We start from the raw sequence: 24,459 nt of genomic DNA, 5'->3' as shown, positions 1-24,459 counted from the left end.
CCATGCGGGTCGCGGGGTTGCTGCTCGCCGCGGGCGCCGGGAGGCGGTTCGGCGGGCCCAAAGCGCTGGTGACGCACGGCGGCGTGCTGTGGGTCGACCGGGCCGCGGCGGTGCTGCGCGACGCCGGGTGCTCGCCGGTCGTCGTGGTGCTCGGCGCCTCGGCGTCCTCGGTGCGCGCACGGGCGGCGCTGGAGGGCTGCGTCGTGGTGGACAACCCCGACTGGGCCACCGGCATGGGGTCGTCCCTGCGTGCCGGACTCGGCGCGCTGACCGACGTGGACGCAGTCGACGTGGATGCGGCGATCGTGGACGCTGCCGGCGTGGACGCGGTGGTTGTGCTGCCGGTGGACACGCCGGGCGTCACCGTGGCGGCGGTGGAGCGGTTCCGTGCTCTGGCGTCACCCTCGGCGCTGGCGCGCGCCTCGTACGACGGCGCGCCCGGCCACCCGGTGCTGATCGGGTTCGAGCACTGGGCGGGCGTGTCCGCGTCGGCCGTCGGTGACGCCGGGGCACGGGACTACCTGCGTGCCCACGGCACGCTCGACGTGCCTTGCTCGGACGTGGCCGACGGCGCCGACGTGGACCACCCGCGGGACCTCACCACCCGGACGGCTCCCGACCGGTGAGGGTCAGGCCGTCGTCGGGCGTTGCTCCTCCGCGTCCGGTTGGGCCACGGGCAGCGGACCGGAGATGATCCGGGGCATCGGCACGTCCAGCTGCGGCTCGGTCTCGACGGTCCACCGGTCCGGCGTGTCCGCCTGGCCGGCCAGCAGGGCGCGGGCCTCCGCCGTCGCCTCCTGCACGATCTCGCGGGCGCGCTGCTCGGCCTCGGCGAGCCGGCGTTGCGTCTCCTGCTCGGTCTCGTCGAGCAGCACGGCCTGCTGTCGCGCCACCTCCTCGGCCCGCTTGAGCATCTGCTCGCTGCGTTCCCGCGCGTCGGTCTCGAAGGCGTCCGCCTTCTGCCGGGCCACGTGCATCAGGTAGCGGATGCACGCGGACACGGCGTTGTCCTTGGAATAGCCCGCGTGCAGCACCCGGTACTCGGCGATTTCGCTGCGCGCGTCCTCCAGCTCCCGGATCAGGTCCTCGGCGGTGGCCACCGCGGCGTCCCGGTCCACCCGGAGCACGTCCAGTTCCCGGCGCAGCGCGTCCAGTTCCCCCTGGAGCGCGTCGAGGTCCTGCCACAGGCGGTCCAGCTCCGCTTCCACCTCGCGCCGGTCGTAGCCGCGCCACCGCACGGTGAAGAAGTCGCCCTGGGAGTTGTTGTTGTGCATGGCTGCCGCCGTTCCGGACGACTCAGCCCCGGGCCAGCGCCACGAGGTCGTCCATGGTGCCGTTGAACAGGTCCTGGTCGATCGGGGTGGACGTGTGCTGCCAGATGGCGTGCGCCGCCCAGCGGTGCGGCAGCGGGCCGACGCTGTCGGCGTACCGCGCCACCCAGACCGGGTTCGTCACGGTGAAGTCGCCGCCGCGGCCGGTGCACTTGTCCCACCACAGGGTGGACGTGTAGATCATCGGCCAGCGACCGGTGCGAGCCCGGTAGGTATCGCTGAACTGGCGGATCCAGGCCACCATCGCCTCCGGCGTGAGGCCGTAGCACTTGTCGTCGCTGTACGGGTTGTACTCGATGTCGAGGGTGCCGGGCAAGGTCCGGCCGTCAGGGCTCCAGCCGCCGCCGTTGTCCACGAAGTAGTTCGCCTGCGCGGCGCCGTCGGAACGGTCGGGCAGCGCGAAGTGGTAGGCGCCGCGGACCATGCCGATCTGGTACGAGCCGTCGTACTGCTGGCCGAACTTGGGATTGCGGTAGCCGGTGCCCTCGGTGGCCTTGACGTAGGCGAACCGCTTGCCCTGGCCCCACCAGTGCGGCCAGTCCACATCGCCCTGGTGGCTGCTCACATCCATGCCGGGGACGGTGGGCCCGTTGACGACGAGATCCGCCGTGTCGACCGGGGCCGCGTCCTCGTGCATGGCGATCTGCGAACCCGCGGAGTGGTCGGCGGACCCCTCGGACGGGGCCGCGGTCGCCGGAGCAGCGGTCGCGGGGGTGTGCAGGGCCGCGAGGCAGGCCAGCACGACCGCGGAAGCGGTAGTGCGGGACACCCACCTGTGGGATCGCGCCGGCATTGGACATTCCTCCCCTTCTCCGCCCGGTCTTCCGCGGAGCCGTGCTTCATCGGGATGACTTCTGCCGAACGGCTACCACCGCGGAGACCCGGACAACCTGAGGATCTTTTTCCCACCTGAACGAATGACGCAAGGTGTCTTTTAAGGCACGCGACGTGACCGTTCGGCGCGGGCGCTCACGATCAATTCCCACCAGAAGGAAAAGCCGGCATGAACGGACTCTTCCTTGGGCACTCAGTGCTAGGCGCGACGTGATGAGCGCCAGGCACGGAAGGTGAGAACCATGACCTCGACCCAAGTGGATCGCCCGACGGGAGTGGACCGCCCGGCGGGGGTGGACTGGGAGCCGTTCATCGAGTCGCTGCACGAGGCGGCCGGCCTGTGGGACCGCGGCCTGGCGTGCCGGGCGAGCCGGCGCGACCTCGACGCGGAGGTCGACGCCGACCCGCCGCGGGTCGTGCCGATCACCGAAGCCGAGGCCGAACGGCTGATGAGGGCCGTGGCGTTCCTCGCGCGGCGGCTGAGCGTGGCCGCCGAGTGCGTCGTCTACATGACCGCCGAGTCGCGCCTGGAGCCTGCCGAGGGCGACTCCTCGGCCCAGGCCGACGCGCTGTCGCTGACCGCGCTGCACGCCGCCGCTATGCGGCACGCGGCCGATCTCGCCAGTGCCGCCTTCAACCGTTCTGACGCCGCGTAGAAATCATCCACGATCGGGTGAACAATGCCGGGTTAAACGTCCGGGCGCATTATCCGTACGTTACAGTGAACCCGGTTCTGTCGGCTTTTTCGGCCACCGATCCGAGCGTACGGTCATCCCATGCGAACTCCATTCGCTAAACTCGCCGGCCTCTGCCTGGTGGCCGGGTTGCTGCTCGCCGGGATCGCGCTCCCCGTGGTGGGTGCGGCCGGCATCGTCTCCAACCGGCTGAGCGACTACGTCGCCACGATGTCGGTCAACATGATCGACACGCCGCCGCCGTTGATGACGACCATCACGGACAAGGACGGCGTCCCGTTCGCCTACCTCTACGACCAGTACCGCGTGCTCACCCCGCCGGACCGGATCGCGCAGACCATGAAGGACGCGTTGATCTCCGCCGAGGACCGCCGGTTCTACGAGCACAACGGCGTCGACTGGCTGGCCACCGCCCGCGCCGCGATGCGGAACCAGTCCGAGGGCACCGTCTCCCAGGGCGCGTCGACGATCACGCAGCAGTACGTCAAGAACCACCTCGTGCACGTCGCGGCACGGAAGGACGTCGCCGGCCAGAAGGAGGCGCAGGAGCAGACGATCGCCCGCAAGCTGCGCGAGGCGCGCATCGCGATGCACGTGGAGACCCAGCTGACCAAGGAAGAGATCCTGGCGCGGTACCTGGACGTGGTGCCGTTCGGCGGCACGATCTTCGGCATCGCGGCGGCGTCGCAGGCGTACTTCGAGACCACGCCGGACAAGCTGACCGTGCCGCAGGCCGCGATGCTCGCCGGTCTGGTCAACAGCCCGACGTTCCTGGACCCGGAGGCCCGACCGGACAAGGCGATCGAGCGCCGGAACATGGTCATCGACCTCATGCTGGAGAACGCCAAGCTGTCCCCCGAAGACGCCGAGATGCACAAGCGCGCGCCGCTGGGCCTGAGCACGCCCGTGCGCCCGCTGCCGACCGGGTGCGTCGGGGCCGGGCCGGAGTTCGGGTTCTACTGCTCATACGTGGTGAACTACCTGACGAGCAACGGTTACACGTTGGAAGAGCTGAAGGTCGGCGGCTACACCATCCAGACCCCGTTGGACCGGAAGCTCACGATCCACGCGAAGCAGGCCGCCGAGACGCAGGTGCCGAAGTTGACGCCGGGTATCGCGAACACGGCGGCGGTGGTGAAGCCGGGCAAGCAGCGGCACGACGTGGTGGCGCTGGTGGCCAACCGCGACTACGGGCTCAAGAAGGAAGAGTTCCAGACGCAGTTCGACCTGCCCAGCGGCGTGGAGAACAAGTTCGGCGCCGGGTCGGTGTACAAGGTGTTCACCGCCGCGGCGGCGCTGGAGAAGGGGCACGGGATCGAGACCGTCGTCCAGTCGCCCACCTCGCACACGTCGAGCGTGTTCCGCGGTGGCGCGCCGAACTGCCCGCCTACCGGAGAGCCGTTCACGTACTGGTACTGCCTGCGCAACTACGACGACAGCTACCCGCCTCAGATGACGTTGAAGGAGGCGTTGGCGACCTCGCCCAACACCGCGTTCGTGATCCTGGAGGAGAAGGTCGGGCTGGACGCGGCGGTCGACATGGCGTCCCGACTCGGGATGCGGGAGACGATGGCGACGAACATCGCGGGCGTGCCGCCGGACCCGAAGGCGGAGCAGAAGGAACTGCGGGTGTCGCAGTCGGAGTTCTTCAAGGTGAACAAGAACGCGTCGTTCACGTTGAGTCCCGCGCCGACGAGCACGTTGGAGCTGGCGAACGTGGCGGCGACGATCATGTCCGGCGGTACGTGGTGCCGACCGTCGCCGATCAGCAAGATCCTCGACCGGCACGGCAAGCAGGTGGAGTTCGTCGAGCCGCCGTGCGAGCAGGCGGTGGAGGAGCCGTTGGCGAACGCGCTGGTGGCCGGGCTGAGCGCGGACTTCTCGGGCCGGGGCACGGCCGCGGCGGCGGCGAGCCAGTTCGGCTGGAAGCGCCCGGGGCTGGGCAAGACCGGGACGACGGAGGCGTACAAGTCGGCCGCGTTCCTCGGCGCCACGCCGGATTACGCGGGCGCCGTCCAGGTGTTCAACGACAGCACCTCGCCCAGCGGCATCTGCATCGGCGGCGGAGCGCCCACGTTGTGCGGGGAGGGCAACATCTTCGGCGGCACCCTGCCCGCACGGACGTGGTTCGACTTCATGACCAAGGCGCACGCCGGCCTGCCGGAGAAGCCCTTGCCACCGGTGGAGCCGCGCTACATCAGGCCCTGACTCAGGGGTGGGGCCGCCCGCCGAGGGACCTGGCGCCCAGCACCACGCCCAGGCACAGGACCGGGAGGATCGCCAACGCCCAGCTCTGCGAGCTCACGTGCGACAGCAGGCCGATCAGCGGCGGCCCGAGCAGGAAGCCCGCCCAGCCCGCCGTGGCCACGCCCGCGATCGCCTGCGCGGCGTGGGCATCGGACTGCGCCGCCGCCGCGGTGAACGCCACCGGCACGATGCACGCCAAGCCGAGGCCGAAGGCGCCGAAGCCGACCAGCGCCATCCAGAACTCGCCCACCACCAACGCCACCGCCATGCCGAGCGCGCCGACCGCGGCCAGGCCGCCGACGACCCTGGCCGCGCCGAAGCGCACCACCCACCGGTCGCCCATCACGCGCCCGAGGAACATCAGCGCGGCGAACACGGCGTAACCCCAGCCCGCGCGTTCCGCCGTCACCCCGACGGTCTCGCGCAGGTACAGCGCCGCCCAGTCGCCCACCGCGCCCTCGCACAGCAGGCCGGCGAACATGATCGCGCCCAGCAGCAGCACCCGCTTGTCGCGCCACGGCAAGCCGAGCTTGTGCTCGTCCACCGCGTGGTCGTCGCCGAGCATCGCCCTGGTCAGCGGCAACGCCAGCAGCAGCACCAGACCGGTCACGACGAACATCTGCGTGGTCAGGTCCAGCCCCACCGCGATCGCCACCGCGCCCAGCCCGACACCGAGGAACCCGCCGAAGCTCCACCACGCGTGGAAGCTGGACAGGATCGGCCGGCCGTACCCCGCCTCCACCGCGATGCCCTGCGAGTTCATCGCCACGTCCAGCGCGCCCTGGAACCCGCCCCACAGGGCCAGCCCCACGAACAGCGCCCACGGCTCCCACGCCAGCCCCAGTAACGGCGACGCCACCCCGTACGCGACGAACATCGCCAGCACGACCCGCCTGCTGCCCCACCGCGCCACCCACCCGCCGACGAGCAGCATCGCGATCACCGACCCGACCGGCGCGCCGAGCAGCGTCAGCCCCAGCGTGCCGTCGTTGAGCTCCAGCCGGTCCTTCACCGCCGGGATGTGGGGCGTCCAGGCGGCGAACACGGCGGCGTGCACGGCGAACACGATCGCCGTCGCCACCCGCGCGCGGCGGGGTGGCGGGTGCACCGTGACGTCAGACAAGGCGCACCTCCACGCCGGCCTCCCGCATCCGGGACACCTCGTCCTGCGGGGCGTCCGAGTCGGTGACCAGGACGTCGATCCGCTCCACCGGGCACACCCGGCCGAACGCGGTGCGGCCGAACTTCGAGCTGTCGATCGCCGCGACGACCCGCGCGGACGCCTCGACGGCCGCCTTCTTCACCGCGCCCTCGGCGAGGTCGTGCGCCGAAACGCCGTTGCGCGCGCTCAGCCCGCAGCTGCCGAGCACCATCGTGTCGAACCGCATCATTGTGAACGCGTGCTCGGTGAGCGGCCCGACGAACGCCAGCTCACCGGGCCGGATGTCGCCGCCCGGCAGCACGAGCCGCACGTGCTCCGCGCCGCGCAGCACGTCCGCCGAGTGCAGGGACAGCGGCAGCACGGTCAGCCGCCGGTCGGTCAGCTTGCGCGCCACCTCCACCGTGGTGCTGCCGCCGTCGAGCACGACCGTCTCGCCGTCGTCGAGCAGTTCGGCGACCGCGCCGCCGATGCGCCGCTTGGCCTCCAGCCGCTGCCGGGACCGCGCCGCGTACGGCGTCTCCTCCCCCGTCAGCATGCCGACCGCCGCACCGCGCACGCGCCGCAGCAGCCCCTCCCGCTCCAACGCGTCGAGATCGCGCCGCACCGTCATCTCCGAGGCGTCCACCAGCGCGGCCAGGGTGCCCACGGCCACCCGCTCGCCGCCCCGGAGTCGCTGGAGGATCTTCTCGTGTCGCCACGAAACATCCATGGTGTTCATTTGAACATCATACATGTTCGAACGTCAACACCCTGGCGGGTGATGGGACGATCCGGTAGGACTGGCGAGCACAGGTTGGTATAGACCACTGGAGGACCGCATGACGACCGACACCGTGACCGACTCCGACTACGGCGACGTCGTGCGCACCCACCTGACCAGGGTGGAGCAGCAGAACGCGGCCGCCCTGGACGACGTGGCCGAACTGGTGCTGGCCAGCGTGCGCGCCGACGGCATGGTGCTCACCGCGGGCGCCGGCCACTCGCTCGCCGCGGTCGCCGAGACCTTCTACCGCGCGGGCGGCCTGGCCTGCGTCCGCCCCGTCTACCACCCGGAACTGCTGCCGATGCACGGCGCGGTCAGCAGCACCGCCGCCGAACGCCGCTCCGGGCTGGCCGCCGAGGTGCTGCGCGAAGCCGGTCTGGCCGCGCACGACGTGCTGATCGTCTTCTCCACCTCGGGCGTGAACCCGTACCCGGTGGAACTGGCGATCCTCGCGGCGGACGCCGGCTGCCCGGTGGTCGCGGTCACGTCGGTCGCGGCCAGCGCGCTCGCCCCGCGCCGTGCGGGCACGACGCTCGCCGAGAACGCCACCGTCGTGCTGGACAACATGGTCCCGCCGGGTGACGCCACCTACCCGGCCGACAACCCGGTCACCGCCGCCGTGTCCACGCTCGCGACCACGTTCCTGTGGAACCTGCTGATGGTGCGGCTGTTCGACAAGGCCGCCGAGGCCGGCGTGCCGCTGCCGCTGTGGCGCAGCGCGAACGTCGAGGGCGGCGACGCGGCCAACGCGGAACTGCTGCGCAAGTACCAGACGCGGGTGCCCCAACTGGGATGAGTCCGGGGATGACTCGTTGTTCACGAATCCTCCACACGTCCGAGTTAATCTCCGATCTCATAAGGGGGATTACTCGTGAACAAGAGAACGAAGCGCTGGGTGCTGGCCGGTGGGGGCGTCGTCGCGGTCGCGGTGATCGTCGCGGGGGCGGTGGTGCTGTGGCCGGGGGAACCGGGGGCGGTGAGCAAGCCCGACCGGCCTGGGCCGGGTGTCGTGGCCCAGCAGTTCGCCACCGCGATGATGTCCGGCCAGGCGGGACAGGCCGCCGCGGTCACCGACGCGGTGGACGTGGCCGGTACCGCGATCTCCCGGACGCAGCAGGGCATGCCGGGCGCGTCGTACCGCGTCCAACTCGGCCCCAACCCGAAGCTGCCCGAGGGCGCCACCACGACCACGCTCGACGCGGACGTCACCTGGACGCTGCCCGGCGGTGAGCCGTTCAAGTACCAGACGAAGATCGAGCTGCGGCTGGCGGACGACCAGTGGCGGGTGCACTGGTCGCCGACCGTGCTGCACCCGCAGCTGGCCGAGGGACAGAACCTGGCCTACACCACGACGTCGGGTGACGGCGCGCTGCTCGACCGCACCGGCCAGCCGGTGCCGCCGGGCTTCGCGTCGGCGGTGATGAACTCGGTGCGGCAGAACGTCGGCACGCTGACCGGTACGCCCGGCTGGCAGGTCGCCACCGTGGACGCGGCCGGCAGGCCGGTCACCGTGCTGCAAGAGCTGAAGGCGCAGACCAAGCAGTCGATGACGGTGACGCTGGACCCGAAGACGCAGGCCGCCGCGCAGGCCGCGGTCGACCAGGTCGGGCAGGCGGCCGTGCTGGTGGCGATCCAGCCGTCGAACGGCGAGATCCTGGCGGTGGCGCAGAACGCGGTCGCCGACGGGCAGGGCCCGATCGCGCTGCAGAACTACTTCGAGCCGGGCTCGACGTTCAAGGTCGTCACCGCCACGGCGGCGTTGACCGGCGGCCTGGCCACGGCCGACACGCCGGTGGAGTGCCCGGGCAAGGCGACCATCGGCACCCGGCAGATCACCAACGAGAACTCGTTCGAGCTGGGCACCGTGCCGCTGCGCCGGGCGTTCGCGGCCTCGTGCAACACCAGCTTCAGCCAGTTGGCGGCGACACTGCCCGCCACGGCGTTGCCGGATGCCGCCGCGTACTTCGGGCTGGCGTCGGACTTCACCGTCGCGGGCATCACCACGAACACCGGCAAGATCCCGGCCGCCGAGTCGGTGCCGGCCCGGGTGGAGGCGGGCATCGGCCAGGGCCAGGTGCAGACCACGCCGTTCGGCATGGCGCTGGTCGCGGCCACGGTGGCGAACGGTCGCACGCCGATGCCGCAGCTCATCCGCGAGGTCCCCACCGAGGGCCAACTGCCGGCGCCGTTGCCCGGCGGGGTCGCGGGGGCGCTGCGGTCGATGATGGGCGAGGTCGTCACCGGTGGCACGGCGCGGGAGCTGGCCGGCTTCGGCGGGGTTCGCGGCAAGACCGGCACCGCCCAGTTCGGTGACGGCACGCAGTCGCACGGCTGGTTCATCGGGTACCGGGGCGACCTGGCGTTCTCGGTGCTGGTGGTGGGTGGCGGCTCGTCGAAGGTCGCGGTGGCCGCCACCGGCACGTTCCTCTCCGGGCTCTAGGCGACTCCGGGCTCTAGACGACGAGAGGTTCTGTGGCGGGCGCTTCGTCGAACTGCGTGTGGTACAGCTCGGCGTAGCGCCCGTCGGCGGCCAGCAGTTCGGTGTGCGTGCCGCGTTCCACCACACGGCCCTGCTCCACGACCAGGATCTGGTCGGCCGCGCGGACCGTGGACAGGCGGTGCGCGATCACCAGCGCGGTCCGGCCGCGCAGCGCCTCGGTCAACGCGACCTGGACCGCGGCCTCCGACTCGGAGTCGAGGTGGGCGGTGGCCTCGTCCAGGATCACCACGCGCGGCCGGGCCAGCAGCAGGCGGGCGATGGTCAGGCGCTGCCGTTCACCGCCGGAGAGCCGGTAGCCGCGCTCCCCCACCACCGTGTCCAGGCCGTCGGGCAGCGATTCGACCATGTGGTCCAGGCGTGCGCGGCGCAGCGCGTCCCACAGCTCTTCCTCGGTGGCCTCCGGGCGCGGGTAGCTCAGGTTGGCGCGGATCGTGTCGTGGAACAGGTGACCGTCCTGGGTGACGACGCCGACGGCGCCGCGCAGCGAGTCGAACGACAGGTCGCGCACGTCCACACCGGACAGTCGGACCGCGCCTTCATCCACGTCGTACAGTCGTGGGACGAGCGAGGCGATGGTCGACTTGCCCGCGCCGGACGACCCGACGAGCGCCACCAACTGGCCCGGTTCGGCGCGGAAGCTGATGCCGTGCAGGACTTCCTCGCCGCCGCGGGCGTCCAGGGTGGCCACTGATTCCAGTGAGGCCAGGGACACCTTGTCCGCGGACGGGTAGGCGAAGCGGACGTCGTCGAACTCGACCGACACCGGGCCGTCCGGCACTTCCCGGGGCTTGTCCGACTCGGCGATCATCGGCTTGAGGTCGAGCACCTCGAAGACCCGTTCGAACGACACCAGCGCGGTCATCACGTCGACGCGCGCGTTGGCCAGCGCGGTGAGCGGCGAGTACAGGCGGGTCAGGAGCAGGGCGAGGGAGACCACGGTGCCGGCGGCCAGGTGGCCGGTCAGCGCCAGGTAGCCGCCGAGCCCGTAGACCAGGGCTTGGGCGAGCGCCGACACCAGGGTCAGGCCGGTCATGAACCAGCGGGTGGCCATCGCGGTGCGGATGCCGATGTCGCGGACGCGCGCGGCGCGGTCGGTGAACTCGGCCGTCTCGGCTTCCGGCCGGCCGAACAGCTTCACCAACGTCGCGCCCGGCGCGGAGAACCGCTCGGTCATCTGGGTCGTCATGCCGGCGTTGAGGGTGGACGCCTCACGCTGGAGGTCGGCCATCCGGCTGCCCATCCGGCGCGCGGGCAGCACGAACACCGGCAGCAGCAGCAGGGCGAGCGCCGTCACCTGCCACGAAAGGGTGAACATCACGCCGAGGGAGAGGCCGAGCTGGATCACGTTGGTGACCACGCCGGACAGCGTCGAGGTGAACGCCCGCTGCGCGCCGATCACGTCGTTGTTCAGCCGGCTCACCAACGCGCCGGTGCGGGTGCGGGTGAAGAACGCGATGGGCATGCGCTGCACGTGCTCGTAGACCACCCGGCGCAGGTCGTGGATCAGCCCCTCCCCGATCCGCGACGACTGCCACCGCTCGACCAGCCCGAGCCCCGCGTCCACGACCGCGATCCCCGCGATCGCCACCGCCAGCCACACCACGACGGACACGTCCCGGCCACCGACGATGGTGTCCACCACCCGCCCCGCGAGTACCGGCGTGCTCACCGCCAGCACCGCCGAGACCACGGTCAGCAGCAGGAACACGACCAACTTCGCCCGGTGCGGGCGCGCGAAGCCGAGCACTCGGCGGAACGTGCCCCGCCGCACCCCGCTGGGCGCGTCGGACGCCTGCATCGCACTGCGCATCAAGCTCCAGGAACCGTCCACGACAGACAGCAACGCCGGCGGGGCTCGTGACGTTCCCGTTTCGCGCACGTGGCACGCGCTGTACCCCTGGGGCCACGCCGAACACCGCCGGGGAAGCGCTCCGCAGGGGTCCCCGCCCAGGGGATCCCTTGTTTTGATCTTACCGACGGGGTCCGACAATTCCGGGCTCGCGGGCGAGCGCGGCTTGGGCACCGCGGCCGGACTCGGCGGCCGGGCTCGGCGGGTCGGCATCGTGAGTGGTTCGGCGGGGTGGGATGGGTCGGCGGGGCGGGGCGGCGGGGCGGGGTGGTTCGGGGCTCGGTCATATCAACCGATGTACGGGAACAGTGTTTCCGTACATTTTTGCCCTGATCTCACCCGATCGTGGCCCGGTTCGGCGCAGCCCGAATTACCGCGGCTCAGTTCTGGACGCCGGCCAGGGCGGTCAGCTCGGCCAGTCGGCGCAGCTGGGCCTCACGTTCGACCCGCAGCTGCTCCGCTTCGGACGCGCCGTCCGCCGCCGACACCAGCAGGGCCAGCGTCTCGCGCACGGCACCCGGCATCGGGCGCAGCACTTGGGCGACCAGGTCGTCCACCGCCTCGTCCAGACCGTCCGCGGGCACGACGGAGTTCGCGAGGCCGATCCGCAGCGCCTCGTCGGCGCCCACCCGCCGTCCGGTCAGGCAGATCTCGGCCGCGCGCGAGTACCCGATCAGCCGCACCAAGGGCAGCGTGCCGCCCAGGTCGGGCACCAGGCCGAGGGAGGTCTCGGCCATGCTGAACTTGACGTCGTCGACGGCCACGCGGAAGTCGCACGCGAGGGCGAGCTGGAAGCCCGCGCCGATCGCGTGCCCGCGCACCGCGGCGATCGTCACCCGAGCCGGGTCGCGCAGCCAGCGGAAGCCCTCCTGGAACTCCGCGATCAGCGCGGCACCGCCTTCGGGTCCCCGTCGGATGATGTCCGGCAGACCCGGCTCACCCTCCACCGGGGCACCGGTGAACATCCTCCGGTCGAGGCCGGCGGAGAAGGCACGACCGGAACCCCGGACGACCACCACGCGGACGTCCGGGCCCAGCTGCTCGCCGATCGTCCGCAACGCCGCCCACATCGACGGCGTCTGTGCGTTGAGCACATCGGGACGATCAAGCGTGATCGTCGCGCGCGGTCCGTCCACGACGAGCCGCACGCCTCCGCGTTCCAGCAGGCCGGCGTCGATGGTGGTCGGTGCCGACATGCGCGAACCTCCGGGTTTCGTCAGGCGTCGTCTCTCCTCGACACCCTGTGGTTACCGGAGGGTAGCTTACTTCTTCTTCGTGCGGGTGGCGCCACCGCGACCGCGCAGCTGCACACCGGACTCGCTGAGAACCCGGTGCACGAAGCCGTAGGAGCGTCCGGTGGACTCGGCCAATGCCCGGATGCTCGCGCCCTTTTCGTACTTCTTCTTCAGGTCAGCGGCCAGCTTGTCCCGCGTGGCGCCGGTGATCCGGGCGCCCTTCTTCAGGTCAGCCACCTTGTCCCGCCTTCCGTAGACAGCAGGTCGGGCCTTGAAAGCCCCTGTCGGGGCAATGATCGAACACGGAGACCAAGAACGCCAGGTGATCAAGCGAAATGATCTGCGAGCGGTCGTTAGATCACCGAGAGTCGATCAGTGCTCACGTTACGGGATTGGCGGCGGAAACCCTTGGCTCAGGCCAACTGCACGAGTTCCAGGTACTCCTGCGACCAGTGGTCCTCGGTTCCGTCGGGCAGCAGGATCACCCGCTCGGGCTCAAGCGCCTCGACCGCTCCCGGGTCGTGGGTGACGAGCACGACGGCGCCCTCGTAGCGGCGCAGCGCGTCGAGCACCTGCTCGCGGCTGGCCGGGTCGAGGTTGTTGGTCGGCTCGTCCAGCAGCAGCACGTTCGCCGCGCTCGACACCAGGCCGGCAAGCGCCAACCGGGTCTTCTCGCCACCCGACAGGGTGCCCGCGGCCTGTTCCAGCTGCTCACCGCTGAACAGGAACGTGCCGAGCAGCGAACGCAGCTGCTGTTCCCCCACGTCCGGCGCGGCGTGGCGGATGTTCTGCCACACCGTGGCCTCGTGGTCCAGAGTCTCGTGCTCCTGGGCGAAGTAGCCGAGCTTGAGGCCGTGACCGGCGATCACCTCGCCGGCGTCCGGGCGTTCCATCGAGCCGATCAGCCGCAGCAGCGTGGTCTTGCCCGCGCCGTTCAGCCCGAGGATGACCACCCGCGAGCCGCGGTCGATGGCCAGGTCCACGCCGGTGAAGACCTCCAGCGAGCCGTACGACTTGCTCAGGCCCTCGGCGGTCAACGGCGTCTTGCCGCACGCGGCGGGCTGCGGGAAGCGGATCCGGGCGACCTTGTCGGCCTGGCGGGTGTCCTCCAGGTTCGACAGCAGCTTCTCGGCGCGGCGGGCCATGTTCTGCGCGGCGACGGCCTTGGTGGCCTTCGCGCGCATCTTGTCCGCCTGCGCCATGAGCGCGCCGGCCTTCTTCTCCGCGTTGGCGCGCTCTCGACGGCGGCGCTTCTCGTCCGCGGCGCGCGCTTCGAGGTACTTCTTCCAGCCCATGTTGTAGATGTCGACCTCGCCGCGCGTCGCGTCGAGGAACCACACCTTGTTGACCACGTCGTCGAGCAGCTCGACGTCGTGGCTGATCACGACCAGGCCGCCCTCGTGGGACTTGAGGAACCCGCGCAGCCACGCGATCGAGTCCGCGTCGAGGTGGTTGGTCGGCTCGTCGATCAGCAGGATCGTGCTGGACTTCGCGCCCACGCCGCCCTCGGAGGCGGCGAACAGGATGCGGGCCAGCTCGACGCGGCGGCGTTGACCACCGGACAGGGTGCGCAGCGGCTGGGCCAGCACGCGGTCGGCGAGGCCCAGGTTCGCGCAGATCCGGGCGGCTTCGCTCTCGGCCGCGTACCCGCCGAGGGCGGAGAACCGCTCCTCCAGCCGGCCGTACTTGCGCACGGCCTCCTGCAGCTCGGCGTCGTCCACCAGCTCGGCCATCGCGGACTGCATCTTCTCGATGTCGCGGAGCAGCTGGTCCAGGCCTCGGGCGGAGAGCACGCGGTCCTTGGCGATGACCGACAGGTCGCCTTCGCGCGGGTCCTGCGGCAGATAGCCCAGCTCACCGGTGCGACGCACCTCGCCCGCGTACGGCTGGCCCTCGCCCGCGAGGACGCGCAGGGAGGTCGTCTTGCCCGCGCCGTTGCGGCCGACCAGGCCGATGCGGTCGCCGGGCTGGACGCGCAGGGTGGCGTCGGACAGCAGGATGCGCGAACCCGCGCGCAACTCGATATCGGTTGCGGTGATCAAGTTTTACTCCGGGTGTGTGGTCGTGCGGGGTCAACGGCGCAGCTCGCGCGGGACCTACTCGATCAGGATGACCACGGACCCAGTCTACGGGGTGACCGCCAGTGGATTATCACGGTGTGTCCACCGGCATACATTGCCCGCTATGACTTCGGACTTCACGGGCAGGGCGGCCCTGGTCACGGGCGCCAGTCGGGGTATCGGGCACCGGATCGCGCTGGAGCTGCTGTCACGCGGTGCGTCGGTGACGATCACGGCGCGCAAGGCCGAGGCGGTCGCGGCGGCGGCCGAGTCGTTGGCGTCGACGGCCGGCGTGTCACCCGACCGGGTGTTGGCGGTGCCGGGGAACGCGGGCAGCGCCGACGACCGCGCGGAGGCGGTCGGGTTGACCGTGGAGCGGTTCGGGCGGCTGGACGTGCTCGTGAACAACGCCGGCATCAATCCCGTGTTCGGCGCTCTGGTGGATGCCGACCTGAACGCGGTGCGGAAGATCTTCGACGTGAACGTGGTGGCCGCGTTGGGGTTCGTGCAGCTGGCGTGGAAGGCGTGGCTGCAGGAGCACGGCGGGGCGGTGGTGAACATCGCCTCGGTGAGCGGGCTGCGGTCGACCGGGGTGATCGGGGCGTACGGGGCGAGCAAGGCCGCGCTGATCCGGTTGACGGAGGAGTTGGCGTGGCAGCTCGGGCCGAAGGTGCGGGTGAACGCCGTCGCGCCGGCGGTGGTGAAGACGCGTTTCGCGCAGGCGCTCTACTCGGGGCGTGAGGAGGAGGCGGCGGCCGAATACCCGATGAAGCGGTTGGGGACACCGGAGGATGTCGCCCGTTTGGTGGCGTTCCTGGCCTCGGACGCGGCGGAGTGGATCACCGGGGAGACCGTGCGCGTGGACGGCGGGCTGCTGGCCACCGGCACTCTGGGATAGGGCCGGGGGCGGTCAGTTGCCGGTGGTGGTCTGCGGGGGGCCTTGGCTCGATCGGGCTGTGGTCTGGAGGTCCGGGACGGTGGTGCGGATGCTTTCGATGGTGGTCCCGGTCCTGGTCGTGGTGGTCGTAGGTCTCGGGCTTGCCGTGTTGGTCTGCTGGAGTGAGGGGCGGGTCGTGGTCGACGGGGGTTGCACGGTCGGCGCGGGGGCGCCGTCCGGCTCGGTGACGGTGGAGGTGGGCTCTGCCGGGGTGCTGGTGGTGCTCTCCGGCGCCGGGGGCCCCGCCGGGCTGTTGTCCTTCTGGCTCGGCGACTGGTTCAGGGCGAAGGCGACGACCACGGCGACCATCACGGCTGTGCCGGTGCCCGTCGCGGCTACCGCGTAGGCACGGCGGCGGCGCCTGACGGCGGCGCCTCGGTGGACGATGTCCAGCGCACCGAACGTGCGTGGCGGCGGCTGGGTGTTCAGTTGTTCGAATGTCTTCTTCAGCTCATCCTCAAGCACCGCGCGACACCTCCTGCCACAACGCGCCGAACTCCGGTCCCAGTCTCTGCCGCAACGCCTTGAGGCCGCGGCTCGTGTTGCTCTTCACCGTGCCCACCGAGCAACCGAGCGCCGCGGCCGTCTCCTCCACCCCCAGGTCGTGCCAGTACCGCAGCACCAGCGTCGCCCGCTGCTTGGCGGGCACCGCCCCCAGCGCGTGCCACACGACCAGCTTGTCCTCGCTCAACGACTCCGCCGCCGGCATTTCCGGCAGCGAGTCGGTGAGCTTCTCCCGTTTCCAGCGCACCCGGCGGCGTTCGGCCAGGAACGTGCGCACCACGATCTGCCGGAGGTAGGCGTCCAGCCCCTCGCGCTGCGCCAGCTTCGGCCCCGCCAGGTAGAGCTTGAGGAACGCGGACTGCACCACGTCTTCGGCCTCGTGGTGGTTGCCGCACAACAAGAACGCGGTGAAGCGCATCGAGTCGGCGCACCGGTCGAAGTAGTGGGTGAATTCCGCGTCCCAGCTCACGACGTCAGCGCCTCGTGGTCTCCGCCGTCGTCGGCGCCGGCCTGGTCGTCTCGACGGTCGTCGTCGGCCGCGGCGTGACCTCGACCGGGTACGACGCCCCGGGGGACGTCGTGTACGTCGGGCTCGGCAGCGGCTGCGACACGGTCGGCTCCGGACGCGTGGTCCAGGTCGGCGTCGGCGCGTTGGTGGTCGGACGCGGCGTCGGCTCGATCGTGGGCGGACGGGATGACGTCGGTTCGATCGTGGTCGGACGCGGCGTCGACTCGATGGTGGTCGGCCGACTGGGCGCGGTGGTGGCAGGCGTGCTCGTGGCCGACGTGGGCTCCTCGTCACCACCGCCGGACGCCAGCGCGGTCCCCGCCACGGCCAGACCGCCGACCACGACGGCCCCCGCCGCGATCAGTGCGACTCGTTTGCGCAGCAAGACTGCTCCTCGGGCTTGTGAGGTCACCGCGGTTCGGTGCCCCCCTCACCCTTATGAATGCGGTCGGGGGCGGCGGGGGTTGTCATGAATTTCGGAGCGGCTGGTCCCGGACGACGATCTCCACCGCACGGGCCCGGACGGCGGCCTCGTCCAACACCGCCCGCCGAGGCTCCGGCACGTCCAACACCCGCGATGACGCCAGCGCGAACACCTCGTCCAGCCGGCGGTCACCCCGCAGGGCGTCCAACGCCTGACGGTCACCACCGAGCACCACGGCGTCCAGCTCACCCACCCGAGGCGCCAACACCCGCGCCGCGTCGTCCGCCGCGGCCTGGAGGGCGACCCGCGCCTGCCCCTCCCGACGCCGCGCGAACCGCTGCTGCGACCACCCACCGGCCTTGTTGCGCCCGTGGACCTGACGACTGTCGGTAGTCGACACGAGCACCACGCCGTCCTGCGCGATGCCGATGCTGTGCCCGCCGAGCCGCACCAGCAGCAGCCCGATCCGACGCGAAGCGAGCGCGTGAGCGAGCAACGCGTCGAGCACAAGACCGTCAGCCTCACCCGTTGGGGTGAATTCACCGAAGGCGGCCGAAGCGGAGGCCGTAGTCCCGTCCACCGCTGTGACCACACAGCGACCGGGCGTCACCGAGGTCGAGACGACCCCGCCGTGCCGGGCGCCGAACCGGGAGAACCACCCTTCCAGGCGTTCCGGCGGGACCTCCACCGCCCGTCCACCGCCGGCGACCGGGCGGACCCGACTCATGCACACGCCTCGCCGGGGCTCGGCGTGGCAAGAGCCCCGGACGCCGTGTTGAACGATTCGCTCGCGAGCTCGCTCATGCCGACACGACGCTCATGCCGGGGCTACCGCGACCCACACCGGCAGCGGGTGCCCGCACTCGGCGGGCGAGAGCCGCTGCACCGTGCCGAACCCGGCGTCGGTCAGCGAGGCGGAGATCTGCTCGGGCGACAGCACCCGGTGCCGGGTGGCCACGGTGTTCGCCACCTCCCACGTCTCCGCGCCGCGCACCAGCCGCACGACCTCCAGCGCGTAGGACTCGCCATCGGCCGCCCAGTCCCACAGCTGCACGGTCACCTGCCGCTCCGCACCGCGCCCGGTCACCTTCGGCGGCGGCGCGGTGGGCCGGAGCCGACCGAGTTTGTCCAGCTCGGGCACGGCGGCGACGAACAGCCCACCGGCCCGCAGCACCTGCCGGGCCATCAGCAGCGCCTGGTCCAACGCGTTCTCGTGGGCCAACCGGGGCAGCAGGTCGTCGCCCGCGCGGACCACGTCCACCGGCGGCCCGTCGTGGTGGCGCACGACGTCGAGCAGGTCGAGCACCACGTGGTGGCCGTCACCGAGCACCGCGGCGGCGACCTCCGTCAACGGGTCCTCCGGCAGGGGCACGAGGTCCTGGGCGGCGGTCACCGGGCACACAGTAGGGCCAACGGATCACCGACCGCCAACGGCCCGTAGGCCACCCGGACGATCACCGATACCCCTACCAGCCCGAAGGGGCCGCCGGCACGCTCCCGAAGTGCACGTTGCACAATGTTACCGACGGGTTTACAAAGGGCGGAGCGAAGTTGTTCACCACTTGACAGATCGATGCCCATCCCAGTGAACTCGTAACCCGTACGGCCCAATCAATGACTCCACCTGGTAGGCACCAACGCCGTGCGTTGGCGGGTAGGGTCACTGGGGCGTGATCTCATGACAGCGGGGAGTCACAATGACCAACGCTGCCGGTCGACCCAACCTGTCCGTCGACGAACTCGACTCGACGGGACACGGCAGTCTTGCGCAGCTTCTCACCACGGGACCGTTTCCCGAGGCGCTGAGAGCCGCGATCAAAGCCAGCAGGCTGAGTCTCGACCGCATCCAGCACCGGCTCGCGCTGCGCGGGGTCACCATCAGCGTCGCGACGCTGAGCTACTGGCAGTCCGGCCGACGCCGACCCGAGCGACCCGAGTCGCTGGAGGCGCTGCGCCACCTGGAGACCGTGCTCGGCGTGCCGCAGGCCGGTCTGTCGGCCCTGCTCGGCCCGCCGCGCCCGCGTGGCAGGCGGTCCCGGCCGACGACGATGATGCCGATCGACGCGCTGTGGGCGCGTCGTGAGCGGGTGGCGAACCTGCTCACGAAGGTGGACACGTCCTCGGACGTCAAGCTGGGTCGGATCAGCCAGCACGACCGGATCGAGATCGCCGCGGACGGCGGTCAGCGTTCGGTGTGGGTGCGCCAGATCCTGCGCGCCGAGCAGGACGGCCCGGACCGGTGGGCGCTGGTCTTCGAGACCGAGCAGGCCAACGTGCTGCCGCAGGTGGTGAACCTGCGCAACTGCCACCTGGGTCGGGTGGTCGAGGACACCGAGGCCAACATCATGGCCGCCGAGATGATGTTCGACCGACCCCTGACCAGGGGCGAGACGATCATCATGGAGTACGAGCTGCTGTTCGCCGAGGGCCACTACCCGGCGGGCAACAACACCTTCGCCCGGAAGTTCCGGCTGCCGGTGCGCGAGTACGTGATCGAGGTGCGGTTCGACCAGTCCAACCTGCCCGCCCGCTGCCAGCAGTTCAGCGTGCCCGCCGGTGACGACACCCCGTCCCGGCGCCGCAACCTGGCTCTGGACGCCGCGGGCGGCGTGCACGCCGTGGCGCTCGGCTTCGGGCCCGGCGTGTTCGGCATCCGGTGGGAGTGGCCGAAGTAACGTGTGCAATAAGAAGGGCTCCGGGAGCGTGCTCCCGGAGCCCTTCTTCACACCAATCGAACTGTTAGACGTAACCGTTGAGCTTCAGCGAGACCGCGCGGATCGAGCCGAGGTCGGATCCGGCCGTGTCCACGACCTTGAACGTCCACGTGCCGTCCACCGGCGCGGCGAGCAAAGCGCCCAGCGAGGTGGTGGGCCGCCACGTGCCGGTGAACGGCGCCTGCGCGCTGGTCACCGACGAGAACGGCTGCGCCGCGGAGTCGTCGAACACGACCTGGCACAGGTTGTTGCCGGTGCTGCCGTTGCGCTGGAACACCGTGGCCGTCGCGCCGGACGGTGAGGTCAGCGTGCCGACCAGGTCACCGACGAACGTGTGGTCGATGCCGACCGTCGTCGCACCCGTGTTCGCGTTGCACGTCTCGCCGTCGATCGTCAGCGAGATCTTCGACCCGCGGCCGATGCCGCTGACCGGGATCTGCACCGACGCACCGGTGGCGTCGTTGTCCGGGATGGCCACCGCCGGCCCGCCGTACGCGAACGTCTTCGCGTCGCGGGACGGCTCGCCGACGTTGAGCGCGAACACGCTCGTGGTCGGTGACGTCGAACCCGCGAACGTCACCCGCGCGTCCAACCGGATCGCCGTGCCGACCGGCGCCGTGGTGGGCACGGTCACCTTGAACGTGTTGGTCACCGTCTGGCCGACCTCGACGTTGCCGTAGTACTTCGACCGCGGCGCGATCGTCACGCCCGCGGTGGGCGAGGTGAGCACGAGGCTGGTCGACGCGGCGGTGCCGTCACCGGTGTTGACCACCGGCACGGTGATCGTGGCCGTGGTGCCCGGCTTGAGGAACTGGCTGCCGTCGCTGTCGTTGACCACGGACGGCTTGGCCGCCTTCGCCAGCGGCTGCGGCGAGGCGCCGGTGTAGGCCAGCACCAGGTCGGCGCGCACGATGCCGGCGCCGGTGCGGTTGTCCACGCCGGCCTCGACGATGTCCAGCGCGGTGGCGGTCATCGCCTCGCGCACCTCGGCCGGGGAGAGGCCGGGGTTGCCGGACAGCACCAGACCCGCGATGGCCGCGGCGTTCGGCGCGGACGCCGACGTGCCGAAGAACGGGTTGAAGCCGGGCACGCTGGTCTGCACGCCGTCCGCCGCGGTCAGATCGGGCTTCTGCCGGACCTCGGGGCTCGGCGTGCCGTCGGGCGCGAAGAACACCCGGCGCGGACCGTCCGAAGTGAACCGCTCGGGCTTCTGCGTGCTGTCGAAGGCGTTCGGGTACGGGCCCTTCGGGTTGGCCGGGTCACCCGGCTCCAGGTCGAACGGCAGGCCGTCCTTCGCCGGCGCCGCCGCGACGCTGATCGCGCCCTTGGCCGCGGAGTGGCCGCGGGTCACACCGGGCGTCGCGTACTTCTTGAGCCCGTCGGAGGAGTCCTTGAAGCGACCGTTCAGCGCGGACAGCGACAGGTACTTGTCCTCACCGCGGAACTTCACCACGGCCAGTCGCAGGCCGGAACCGCTCGCCGGCGTGTTCAGCCGCTCGTACGGGTCCTGGCTGCCGTCCTGCACGCTCTGGCTGAACGCCACCACGTTGCCCTGGGAGTTGGCCAGGTACAGGTCGTAGTCGTTGAACGACGAGGCCAGCGGGTCGGCCCAGAACAGCGTCACCGGGACGCCGGTGGAGCTCTCCGACAGCGGGTTGAACACCTGCTTGGCGTCGGGCGAGGGGTTGAAGTCGTGCGCGGTGCCGGCGAACTTGCCGATGCCGACACCGGAGTCGACGAACTGGCCTTCCCAGTGGCCGGACGTGCCGTCGGCGACGTTGCCCTGGTTGCCGGCGGAGGAGAAGAACATCGCGCCGTCGGCGGTGACCGCGTCCACGGCCCGGGCGATCACGCCGTCCTGGAACGGCGACTCGTTGAAGTACAGGACGTCGTCCACGATGACGTCGCAGCCCATCTGGAAGCGCAGGCCGCGGATGTTGTCGGCGAAGCTCGCGTCGCCGTTGAACGCGGTGGCGAAGCCGAGGGCGGCGTTGGGCGCGATGTCGTGCAGGATCTCCAGCATCGCGGTGCCCTCGTCGCCGCTGCCCTCCTGACCGGGCAGGACCTCGACGCCGGCGGGCAGTTCACCGGCGGCCTGCGACGCGGCGAGCGAGTCGACGCCGTCGGACAGCGCGCACAGCTTCACGCCCGTGCCGGTGACGCGGAAGTCGTCGCGGGCGGTGTCGGCGGCGTGCGCGCGGTCGCCCTCATTGGTCCGGACCGCCTGCGGCGCGATCAGCGCTTCCCGGGTGCGGGCCTCGATCTGCGCGGCCTTCTCCTCCTTGGAGAGGGCCGGCTCGGCCTTGCGGTCCTTCTTGTTGAACGTCATGGCCTCGACCGCGGTCTCCACGCGGCGCACATCGGCGCGTGCGGACAGCTTGGCGAGGGAGTTCAGGGGTAGCTGGGCGCGGACCGTCGCGCCCTCGGTGGAAACGGAACGGATGCCGCCGCCCGCCGCCTTCACGGCGTTCACCAGGTCGTCGGTGACCTTGACGGCACGGATGTCCACCACCACGGTGTTTCCGCTTTGGACCTTCACACCCGTCTGGAGCGCGGGGAGCTTGTTGAACGTGCCGGCGTTCGCGCGGCGGCGCTGCTCGACGACGAGCGCGCTGTCTACTTTGGACTCTGCGCCGGAAAGCGACTTCTTGATGTCCTGGAGCGCGGCGATCTGCGCGGCGGTCTTGTCCTCGACGCCCTTGGACGCCTTGGTCGGATCGGCGGAAGCGGGCGATGCGATGCCCGCGGTCAGAAGTAAGGCGGTACCCGCCGCCAGCAGGATGTCTCTTCGGAATCGACGTCTCGGTGAGCGCACAGGCGTCTCCCCCAGTTGGGCGTGCCCCCGACGCACGCGGCCCTCTTGATCGGATGTCACCGATCAGGGGCCAACGTATTGCGCACAGCTAAGTACCGTCTGCCACCGTTCGGCCTACTTCTCAGACGGTTTTTTCGATCACAATTCACAGTACGAACGCATCTGTCCACAGCTGACCGGTTCGTCCGGACAGTGCGTCGAGCAGCGCCGCGGCCTGGTTGTCGGTGAGCGAGGCGATGAAGTCGACCACCGCCCGGCCGCGGGCGAGCGCCCGAACGGCGTCCGGTCCGGACGGTGTCTCGCCCGTGGCCCCCACCAGCACCGACGGGTCCGTCCGGGCGAGTGCCGCGTACTCGGCGCCCGCCAGCTCGACCAGGTCGTGCAGCCGGCGCGGCAACCGGTTCGCCTCGTGCCGGTCGGTGACCCACTGCTCCAGCGCCTCCACCAACGCGGTCAGCATCCGGGCCTGGCCGCGCTGGTGCAGCGCGAGGTCGGGGCGCAGGAGCACGAACCGGCGGTGCACGAACTTCAGCACCTGCACCTCGTGCCACTGCGGCACGGCCAGCACCACGTGCCCCGAGCGGGTCGTCGGCTCCTCGATCACGCCGACCGCGTCGACCAACCGGCGCGTCCAGCGGGAGGAGAACCCGGCGACGGACTGCTCGGCCTCCACCGAGCCGTCGAACGGGACGGCCAGCAGACCGTCGACCAGCTCGGCACGCACCTTGGCCACGGCGTGCGCGAACGCGTCGTCGTCCACCGCCCACGAGTCCTTCGCGTGCAGCCGGCGGCGCAGGGATTCCAGCGAACGGCCGGGTCGGCGTTCCTGCGCGGCCAGGTCGGCGGCGCTCAGGCCCGCCAGGTCGACCGCGTGCTCCAGCCACGTGTTCAACTCGGTGGACACCGCGGCGTGCTGGAGCACACCTACGCGGTGGAAGTCCTCCAGGTCGTGGATGGCGTAGGCGATGTCGTCGGCGGTGTCCATCACCGACGCCTCGACCGTCTGCTGCCACGACTCCAGCCGGCCCGCGTAGAACGCGCGGGACTGCTCGACGTCTTCCAGTTCGGTGACGTAGGCGGAGAACTTGCCGGAGCCGGTGCCCGGCGCGTCGGCCGGTTCGGCGGCGCCTCGGGGCGGTGCGGCGAGGTCCTTGGGGTGCGGCCGCGGGTACGACAGGCGCGTCCACGGGTACTTCAGCATCGCCGCGCGCACCGCCACCGTGAGATCCAGCCCGACCGCCGCCGGGCCGCGCACGTCCGTGGTGGTGACGATGCGGAACGACTGGGCGTTGCCCTCGAACCCGTCCGACAGGCCGAACCGGTGCCGGGCCAGCCGGTCCAGGACCTCCTCACCGAGGTGCCCGAACGGCGGGTGGCCCAGGTCGTGGGCCAGCGAAGCGGCCTCCACCACGTCCGGGTCGCAGCCACCGAGCTTGTCGAGCAGGTTGGCCAACTCGGGCCGGGTGTTGAGGCGTTCGGCGATGGCCCGCGCCGCCTGGGCGACCTTCAGGCTGTGCGTGAGGCGGTTGTGCACCAGCAGACCGGAGCCGGTGGAGCTGACGACCTGCGTCACACCGCCGAGCCGCGCGAAGAACGGCGAGCTGGCGACACGGTCCCGGTCCACCCGGAACGGGCTCGTGGCGAGGTCGGCTTGAACGGAGGCGTTACCGCCCGAGCGGCGCTGCGTCCGGGGGTCGACGGGCTCGTGGCGCATAGTCGAAATCTAGTCACTGCCCAGTCCCGCAGCAGGTTGGGAGGCCGGTAACGCAAAAAGCCCTCAGGGGCACTCGACATGTCGAGTGCCCCTGAGGGAAGGAATGTTCGGCGGCGTCCTACTCTCCCACACCCTCACGAGTGCAGTACCATCGGCGCTGGAAGGCT

The 24,459-nt window shown here is 70.9% G+C and carries 22 protein-coding genes; 7 read left to right on the top strand and 15 right to left on the bottom strand.

The features are described from left to right. Positions 1–2 precede the first annotated feature (2 nt). A complete protein-coding gene (locus ALI22I_RS10430) occupies positions 3–626 on the top strand; it encodes a nucleotidyltransferase family protein (protein ID WP_077005255.1) in 624 nt (207 codons plus the stop codon). Between the two features lie 3 nt (positions 627–629). On the opposite strand, the gene ALI22I_RS10425 is transcribed toward ALI22I_RS10430, so the two are convergent. After that, entirely contained in the window at positions 630–1,274 is a 645-nt protein-coding gene (locus tag ALI22I_RS10425) for a DivIVA domain-containing protein (RefSeq protein ID WP_077005254.1), read from the bottom strand. 22 nt (positions 1,275–1,296) lie between these two features. After that, on the bottom strand, positions 1,297–2,124 hold the full coding sequence (locus tag ALI22I_RS10420; RefSeq protein ID WP_083751615.1) for a lysozyme: 828 nt from the start codon (positions 2,122–2,124) through the stop codon (positions 1,297–1,299). A 283-nt stretch (positions 2,125–2,407) separates the two neighbouring features. Between ALI22I_RS10420 and ALI22I_RS10415 the strand changes: the two genes are divergently transcribed. Then, on the top strand, positions 2,408–2,821 hold the full coding sequence (locus ALI22I_RS10415; RefSeq protein ID WP_143532118.1) for a hypothetical protein: 414 nt from the start codon (positions 2,408–2,410) through the stop codon (positions 2,819–2,821). Between the two features lie 120 nt (positions 2,822–2,941). After that, positions 2,942–5,068, top strand: coding sequence for a transglycosylase domain-containing protein (locus tag ALI22I_RS10410; protein WP_077005252.1), 2,127 nt, complete (start codon positions 2,942–2,944; stop codon positions 5,066–5,068). A 1-nt stretch (position 5,069) separates the two neighbouring features. Here ALI22I_RS10410 and ALI22I_RS10405 read toward each other — a convergent pair whose 3' ends face one another. Together ALI22I_RS10405 and ALI22I_RS10400 are read right to left on the bottom strand one after the other, a co-directional pair. Further along, entirely contained in the window at positions 5,070–6,230 is a 1,161-nt protein-coding gene (locus tag ALI22I_RS10405) for an MFS transporter (RefSeq protein ID WP_143532117.1), read from the bottom strand. Next, positions 6,223–6,987, bottom strand: coding sequence for a DeoR/GlpR family DNA-binding transcription regulator (locus tag ALI22I_RS10400; protein ID WP_143532116.1), 765 nt, complete (start codon positions 6,985–6,987; stop codon positions 6,223–6,225). The genes ALI22I_RS10405 and ALI22I_RS10400 overlap by 8 nt, the downstream gene beginning before the upstream one ends. Positions 6,988–7,087: 100 nt before the next feature. Between ALI22I_RS10400 and ALI22I_RS10395 the strand changes: the two genes are divergently transcribed. Both ALI22I_RS10395 and ALI22I_RS10390 read left to right on the top strand, forming a co-directional pair. Further along, positions 7,088–7,828 (top strand): SIS domain-containing protein, encoded by a 741-nt coding sequence (locus tag ALI22I_RS10395; protein WP_083751613.1) that lies wholly within the window; start codon positions 7,088–7,090, stop codon positions 7,826–7,828. 75 nt (positions 7,829–7,903) lie between these two features. Further along, entirely contained in the window at positions 7,904–9,472 is a 1,569-nt protein-coding gene (locus ALI22I_RS10390; RefSeq protein WP_143532115.1) for a penicillin-binding transpeptidase domain-containing protein, read from the top strand. Between the two features lie 13 nt (positions 9,473–9,485). Here ALI22I_RS10390 and ALI22I_RS10385 read toward each other — a convergent pair whose 3' ends face one another. The 4 genes from ALI22I_RS10385 to ALI22I_RS10370 all read right to left on the bottom strand — a co-directional run bounded on the left by ALI22I_RS10385 (position 9,486) and on the right by ALI22I_RS10370 (position 14,658). Then, positions 9,486–11,363 (bottom strand): ABC transporter ATP-binding protein, encoded by a 1,878-nt coding sequence (locus ALI22I_RS10385; protein ID WP_077005250.1) that lies wholly within the window; start codon positions 11,361–11,363, stop codon positions 9,486–9,488. Positions 11,364–11,761: 398 nt separating this feature from the next. Next, complete coding sequence (locus tag ALI22I_RS10380; protein WP_077005249.1) at positions 11,762–12,577, bottom strand: enoyl-CoA hydratase/isomerase family protein; 816 nt, start codon at positions 12,575–12,577, stop codon at positions 11,762–11,764. A gap of 66 nt (positions 12,578–12,643) precedes the next feature. Next, a complete protein-coding gene (locus ALI22I_RS10375; protein ID WP_015103570.1) occupies positions 12,644–12,853 on the bottom strand; it encodes a helix-turn-helix domain-containing protein in 210 nt (69 codons plus the stop codon). Positions 12,854–13,029: 176 nt separating this feature from the next. Then, complete coding sequence (locus tag ALI22I_RS10370; RefSeq protein WP_077005248.1) at positions 13,030–14,658, bottom strand: ABC-F family ATP-binding cassette domain-containing protein; 1,629 nt, start codon at positions 14,656–14,658, stop codon at positions 13,030–13,032. Positions 14,659–14,800: 142 nt separating this feature from the next. Between ALI22I_RS10370 and ALI22I_RS10365 the strand changes: the two genes are divergently transcribed. Continuing rightward, on the top strand, positions 14,801–15,574 hold the full coding sequence (locus ALI22I_RS10365) for an SDR family oxidoreductase (protein WP_077005247.1): 774 nt from the start codon (positions 14,801–14,803) through the stop codon (positions 15,572–15,574). A gap of 12 nt (positions 15,575–15,586) precedes the next feature. Here ALI22I_RS10365 and ALI22I_RS49005 read toward each other — a convergent pair whose 3' ends face one another. The 5 genes from ALI22I_RS49005 to ALI22I_RS10340 all read right to left on the bottom strand — a co-directional run bounded on the left by ALI22I_RS49005 (position 15,587) and on the right by ALI22I_RS10340 (position 18,442). Continuing rightward, positions 15,587–16,078 (bottom strand): hypothetical protein, encoded by a 492-nt coding sequence (locus ALI22I_RS49005; protein WP_143532114.1) that lies wholly within the window; start codon positions 16,076–16,078, stop codon positions 15,587–15,589. Continuing rightward, on the bottom strand, positions 16,071–16,586 hold the full coding sequence (locus tag ALI22I_RS10355; protein ID WP_077005245.1) for a SigE family RNA polymerase sigma factor: 516 nt from the start codon (positions 16,584–16,586) through the stop codon (positions 16,071–16,073). Before ALI22I_RS10355 ends, ALI22I_RS49005 begins: the two co-directional genes overlap by 8 nt. Before the next feature lie 4 nt (positions 16,587–16,590). Then, the gene (locus ALI22I_RS10350) at positions 16,591–17,010 is read right to left on the bottom strand and encodes a hypothetical protein (RefSeq protein ID WP_077005244.1); all 420 of its coding nucleotides are present in this window, start codon (positions 17,008–17,010) and stop codon (positions 16,591–16,593) included. Positions 17,011–17,092: 82 nt separating this feature from the next. Then, positions 17,093–17,776 carry an acVLRF1 family peptidyl-tRNA hydrolase gene (locus ALI22I_RS10345; protein WP_077005243.1) on the bottom strand — a complete coding sequence of 228 codons (684 nt, stop codon included), beginning with the start codon at positions 17,774–17,776 and terminating at the stop codon, positions 17,093–17,095. A gap of 90 nt (positions 17,777–17,866) precedes the next feature. Next, complete coding sequence (locus ALI22I_RS10340) at positions 17,867–18,442, bottom strand: hypothetical protein (protein ID WP_238598282.1); 576 nt, start codon at positions 18,440–18,442, stop codon at positions 17,867–17,869. Positions 18,443–18,746: 304 nt separating this feature from the next. On the opposite strand from ALI22I_RS10340, the gene ALI22I_RS10335 reads away from it, so the two are divergent. Continuing rightward, on the top strand, positions 18,747–19,724 hold the full coding sequence (locus ALI22I_RS10335; RefSeq protein ID WP_077005242.1) for a helix-turn-helix domain-containing protein: 978 nt from the start codon (positions 18,747–18,749) through the stop codon (positions 19,722–19,724). A gap of 64 nt (positions 19,725–19,788) precedes the next feature. Here the strand turns inward: ALI22I_RS10335 and ALI22I_RS10330 are convergent, their stop codons facing one another. Together ALI22I_RS10330 and ALI22I_RS10325 are read right to left on the bottom strand one after the other, a co-directional pair. Then, positions 19,789–22,578, bottom strand: a complete 2,790-nt coding sequence (locus tag ALI22I_RS10330; RefSeq protein ID WP_077005241.1) for a S8 family serine peptidase — start codon at positions 22,576–22,578, stop codon at positions 19,789–19,791. Between the two features lie 145 nt (positions 22,579–22,723). Then, complete coding sequence (locus tag ALI22I_RS10325; RefSeq protein WP_077005240.1) at positions 22,724–24,292, bottom strand: deoxyguanosinetriphosphate triphosphohydrolase family protein; 1,569 nt, start codon at positions 24,290–24,292, stop codon at positions 22,724–22,726. Positions 24,293–24,459 lie beyond the last annotated feature (167 nt).

Origin of the sequence: Saccharothrix sp. ALI-22-I, from assembly GCF_001984175.1 — a bacterium.
In the GTDB taxonomy this organism is placed as follows: domain Bacteria; phylum Actinomycetota; class Actinomycetes; order Mycobacteriales; family Pseudonocardiaceae; genus Actinosynnema.
Note: the sequence above shows the minus strand (reverse complement) of the source record. Positions and strands in the feature narration are given on the sequence as shown.

Coding starts and splice junctions, on each gene's coding strand:
- ALI22I_RS10430 (WP_077005255.1), top strand. CDS start 3: ATGCGGGTCGCGGGGTTGCTGCTCGCCGCGGGCGCCGGGAGGCGGTTC.
- ALI22I_RS10425 (WP_077005254.1), bottom strand. CDS start 1,274: ATGCACAACAACAACTCCCAGGGCGACTTCTTCACCGTGCGGTGGCGC.
- ALI22I_RS10420 (WP_083751615.1), bottom strand. CDS start 2,124: ATGCCGGCGCGATCCCACAGGTGGGTGTCCCGCACTACCGCTTCCGCG.
- ALI22I_RS10415 (WP_143532118.1), top strand. CDS start 2,408: ATGACCTCGACCCAAGTGGATCGCCCGACGGGAGTGGACCGCCCGGCG.
- ALI22I_RS10410 (WP_077005252.1), top strand. CDS start 2,942: ATGCGAACTCCATTCGCTAAACTCGCCGGCCTCTGCCTGGTGGCCGGG.
- ALI22I_RS10400 (WP_143532116.1), bottom strand. CDS start 6,987: ATGAACACCATGGATGTTTCGTGGCGACACGAGAAGATCCTCCAGCGA.
- ALI22I_RS10395 (WP_083751613.1), top strand. CDS start 7,088: ATGACGACCGACACCGTGACCGACTCCGACTACGGCGACGTCGTGCGC.
- ALI22I_RS10380 (WP_077005249.1), bottom strand. CDS start 12,577: ATGTCGGCACCGACCACCATCGACGCCGGCCTGCTGGAACGCGGAGGC.
- ALI22I_RS10365 (WP_077005247.1), top strand. CDS start 14,801: ATGACTTCGGACTTCACGGGCAGGGCGGCCCTGGTCACGGGCGCCAGT.
- ALI22I_RS10345 (WP_077005243.1), bottom strand. CDS start 17,776: ATGAGTCGGGTCCGCCCGGTCGCCGGCGGTGGACGGGCGGTGGAGGTC.
- ALI22I_RS10335 (WP_077005242.1), top strand. CDS start 18,747: ATGACCAACGCTGCCGGTCGACCCAACCTGTCCGTCGACGAACTCGAC.
- ALI22I_RS10325 (WP_077005240.1), bottom strand. CDS start 24,292: ATGCGCCACGAGCCCGTCGACCCCCGGACGCAGCGCCGCTCGGGCGGT.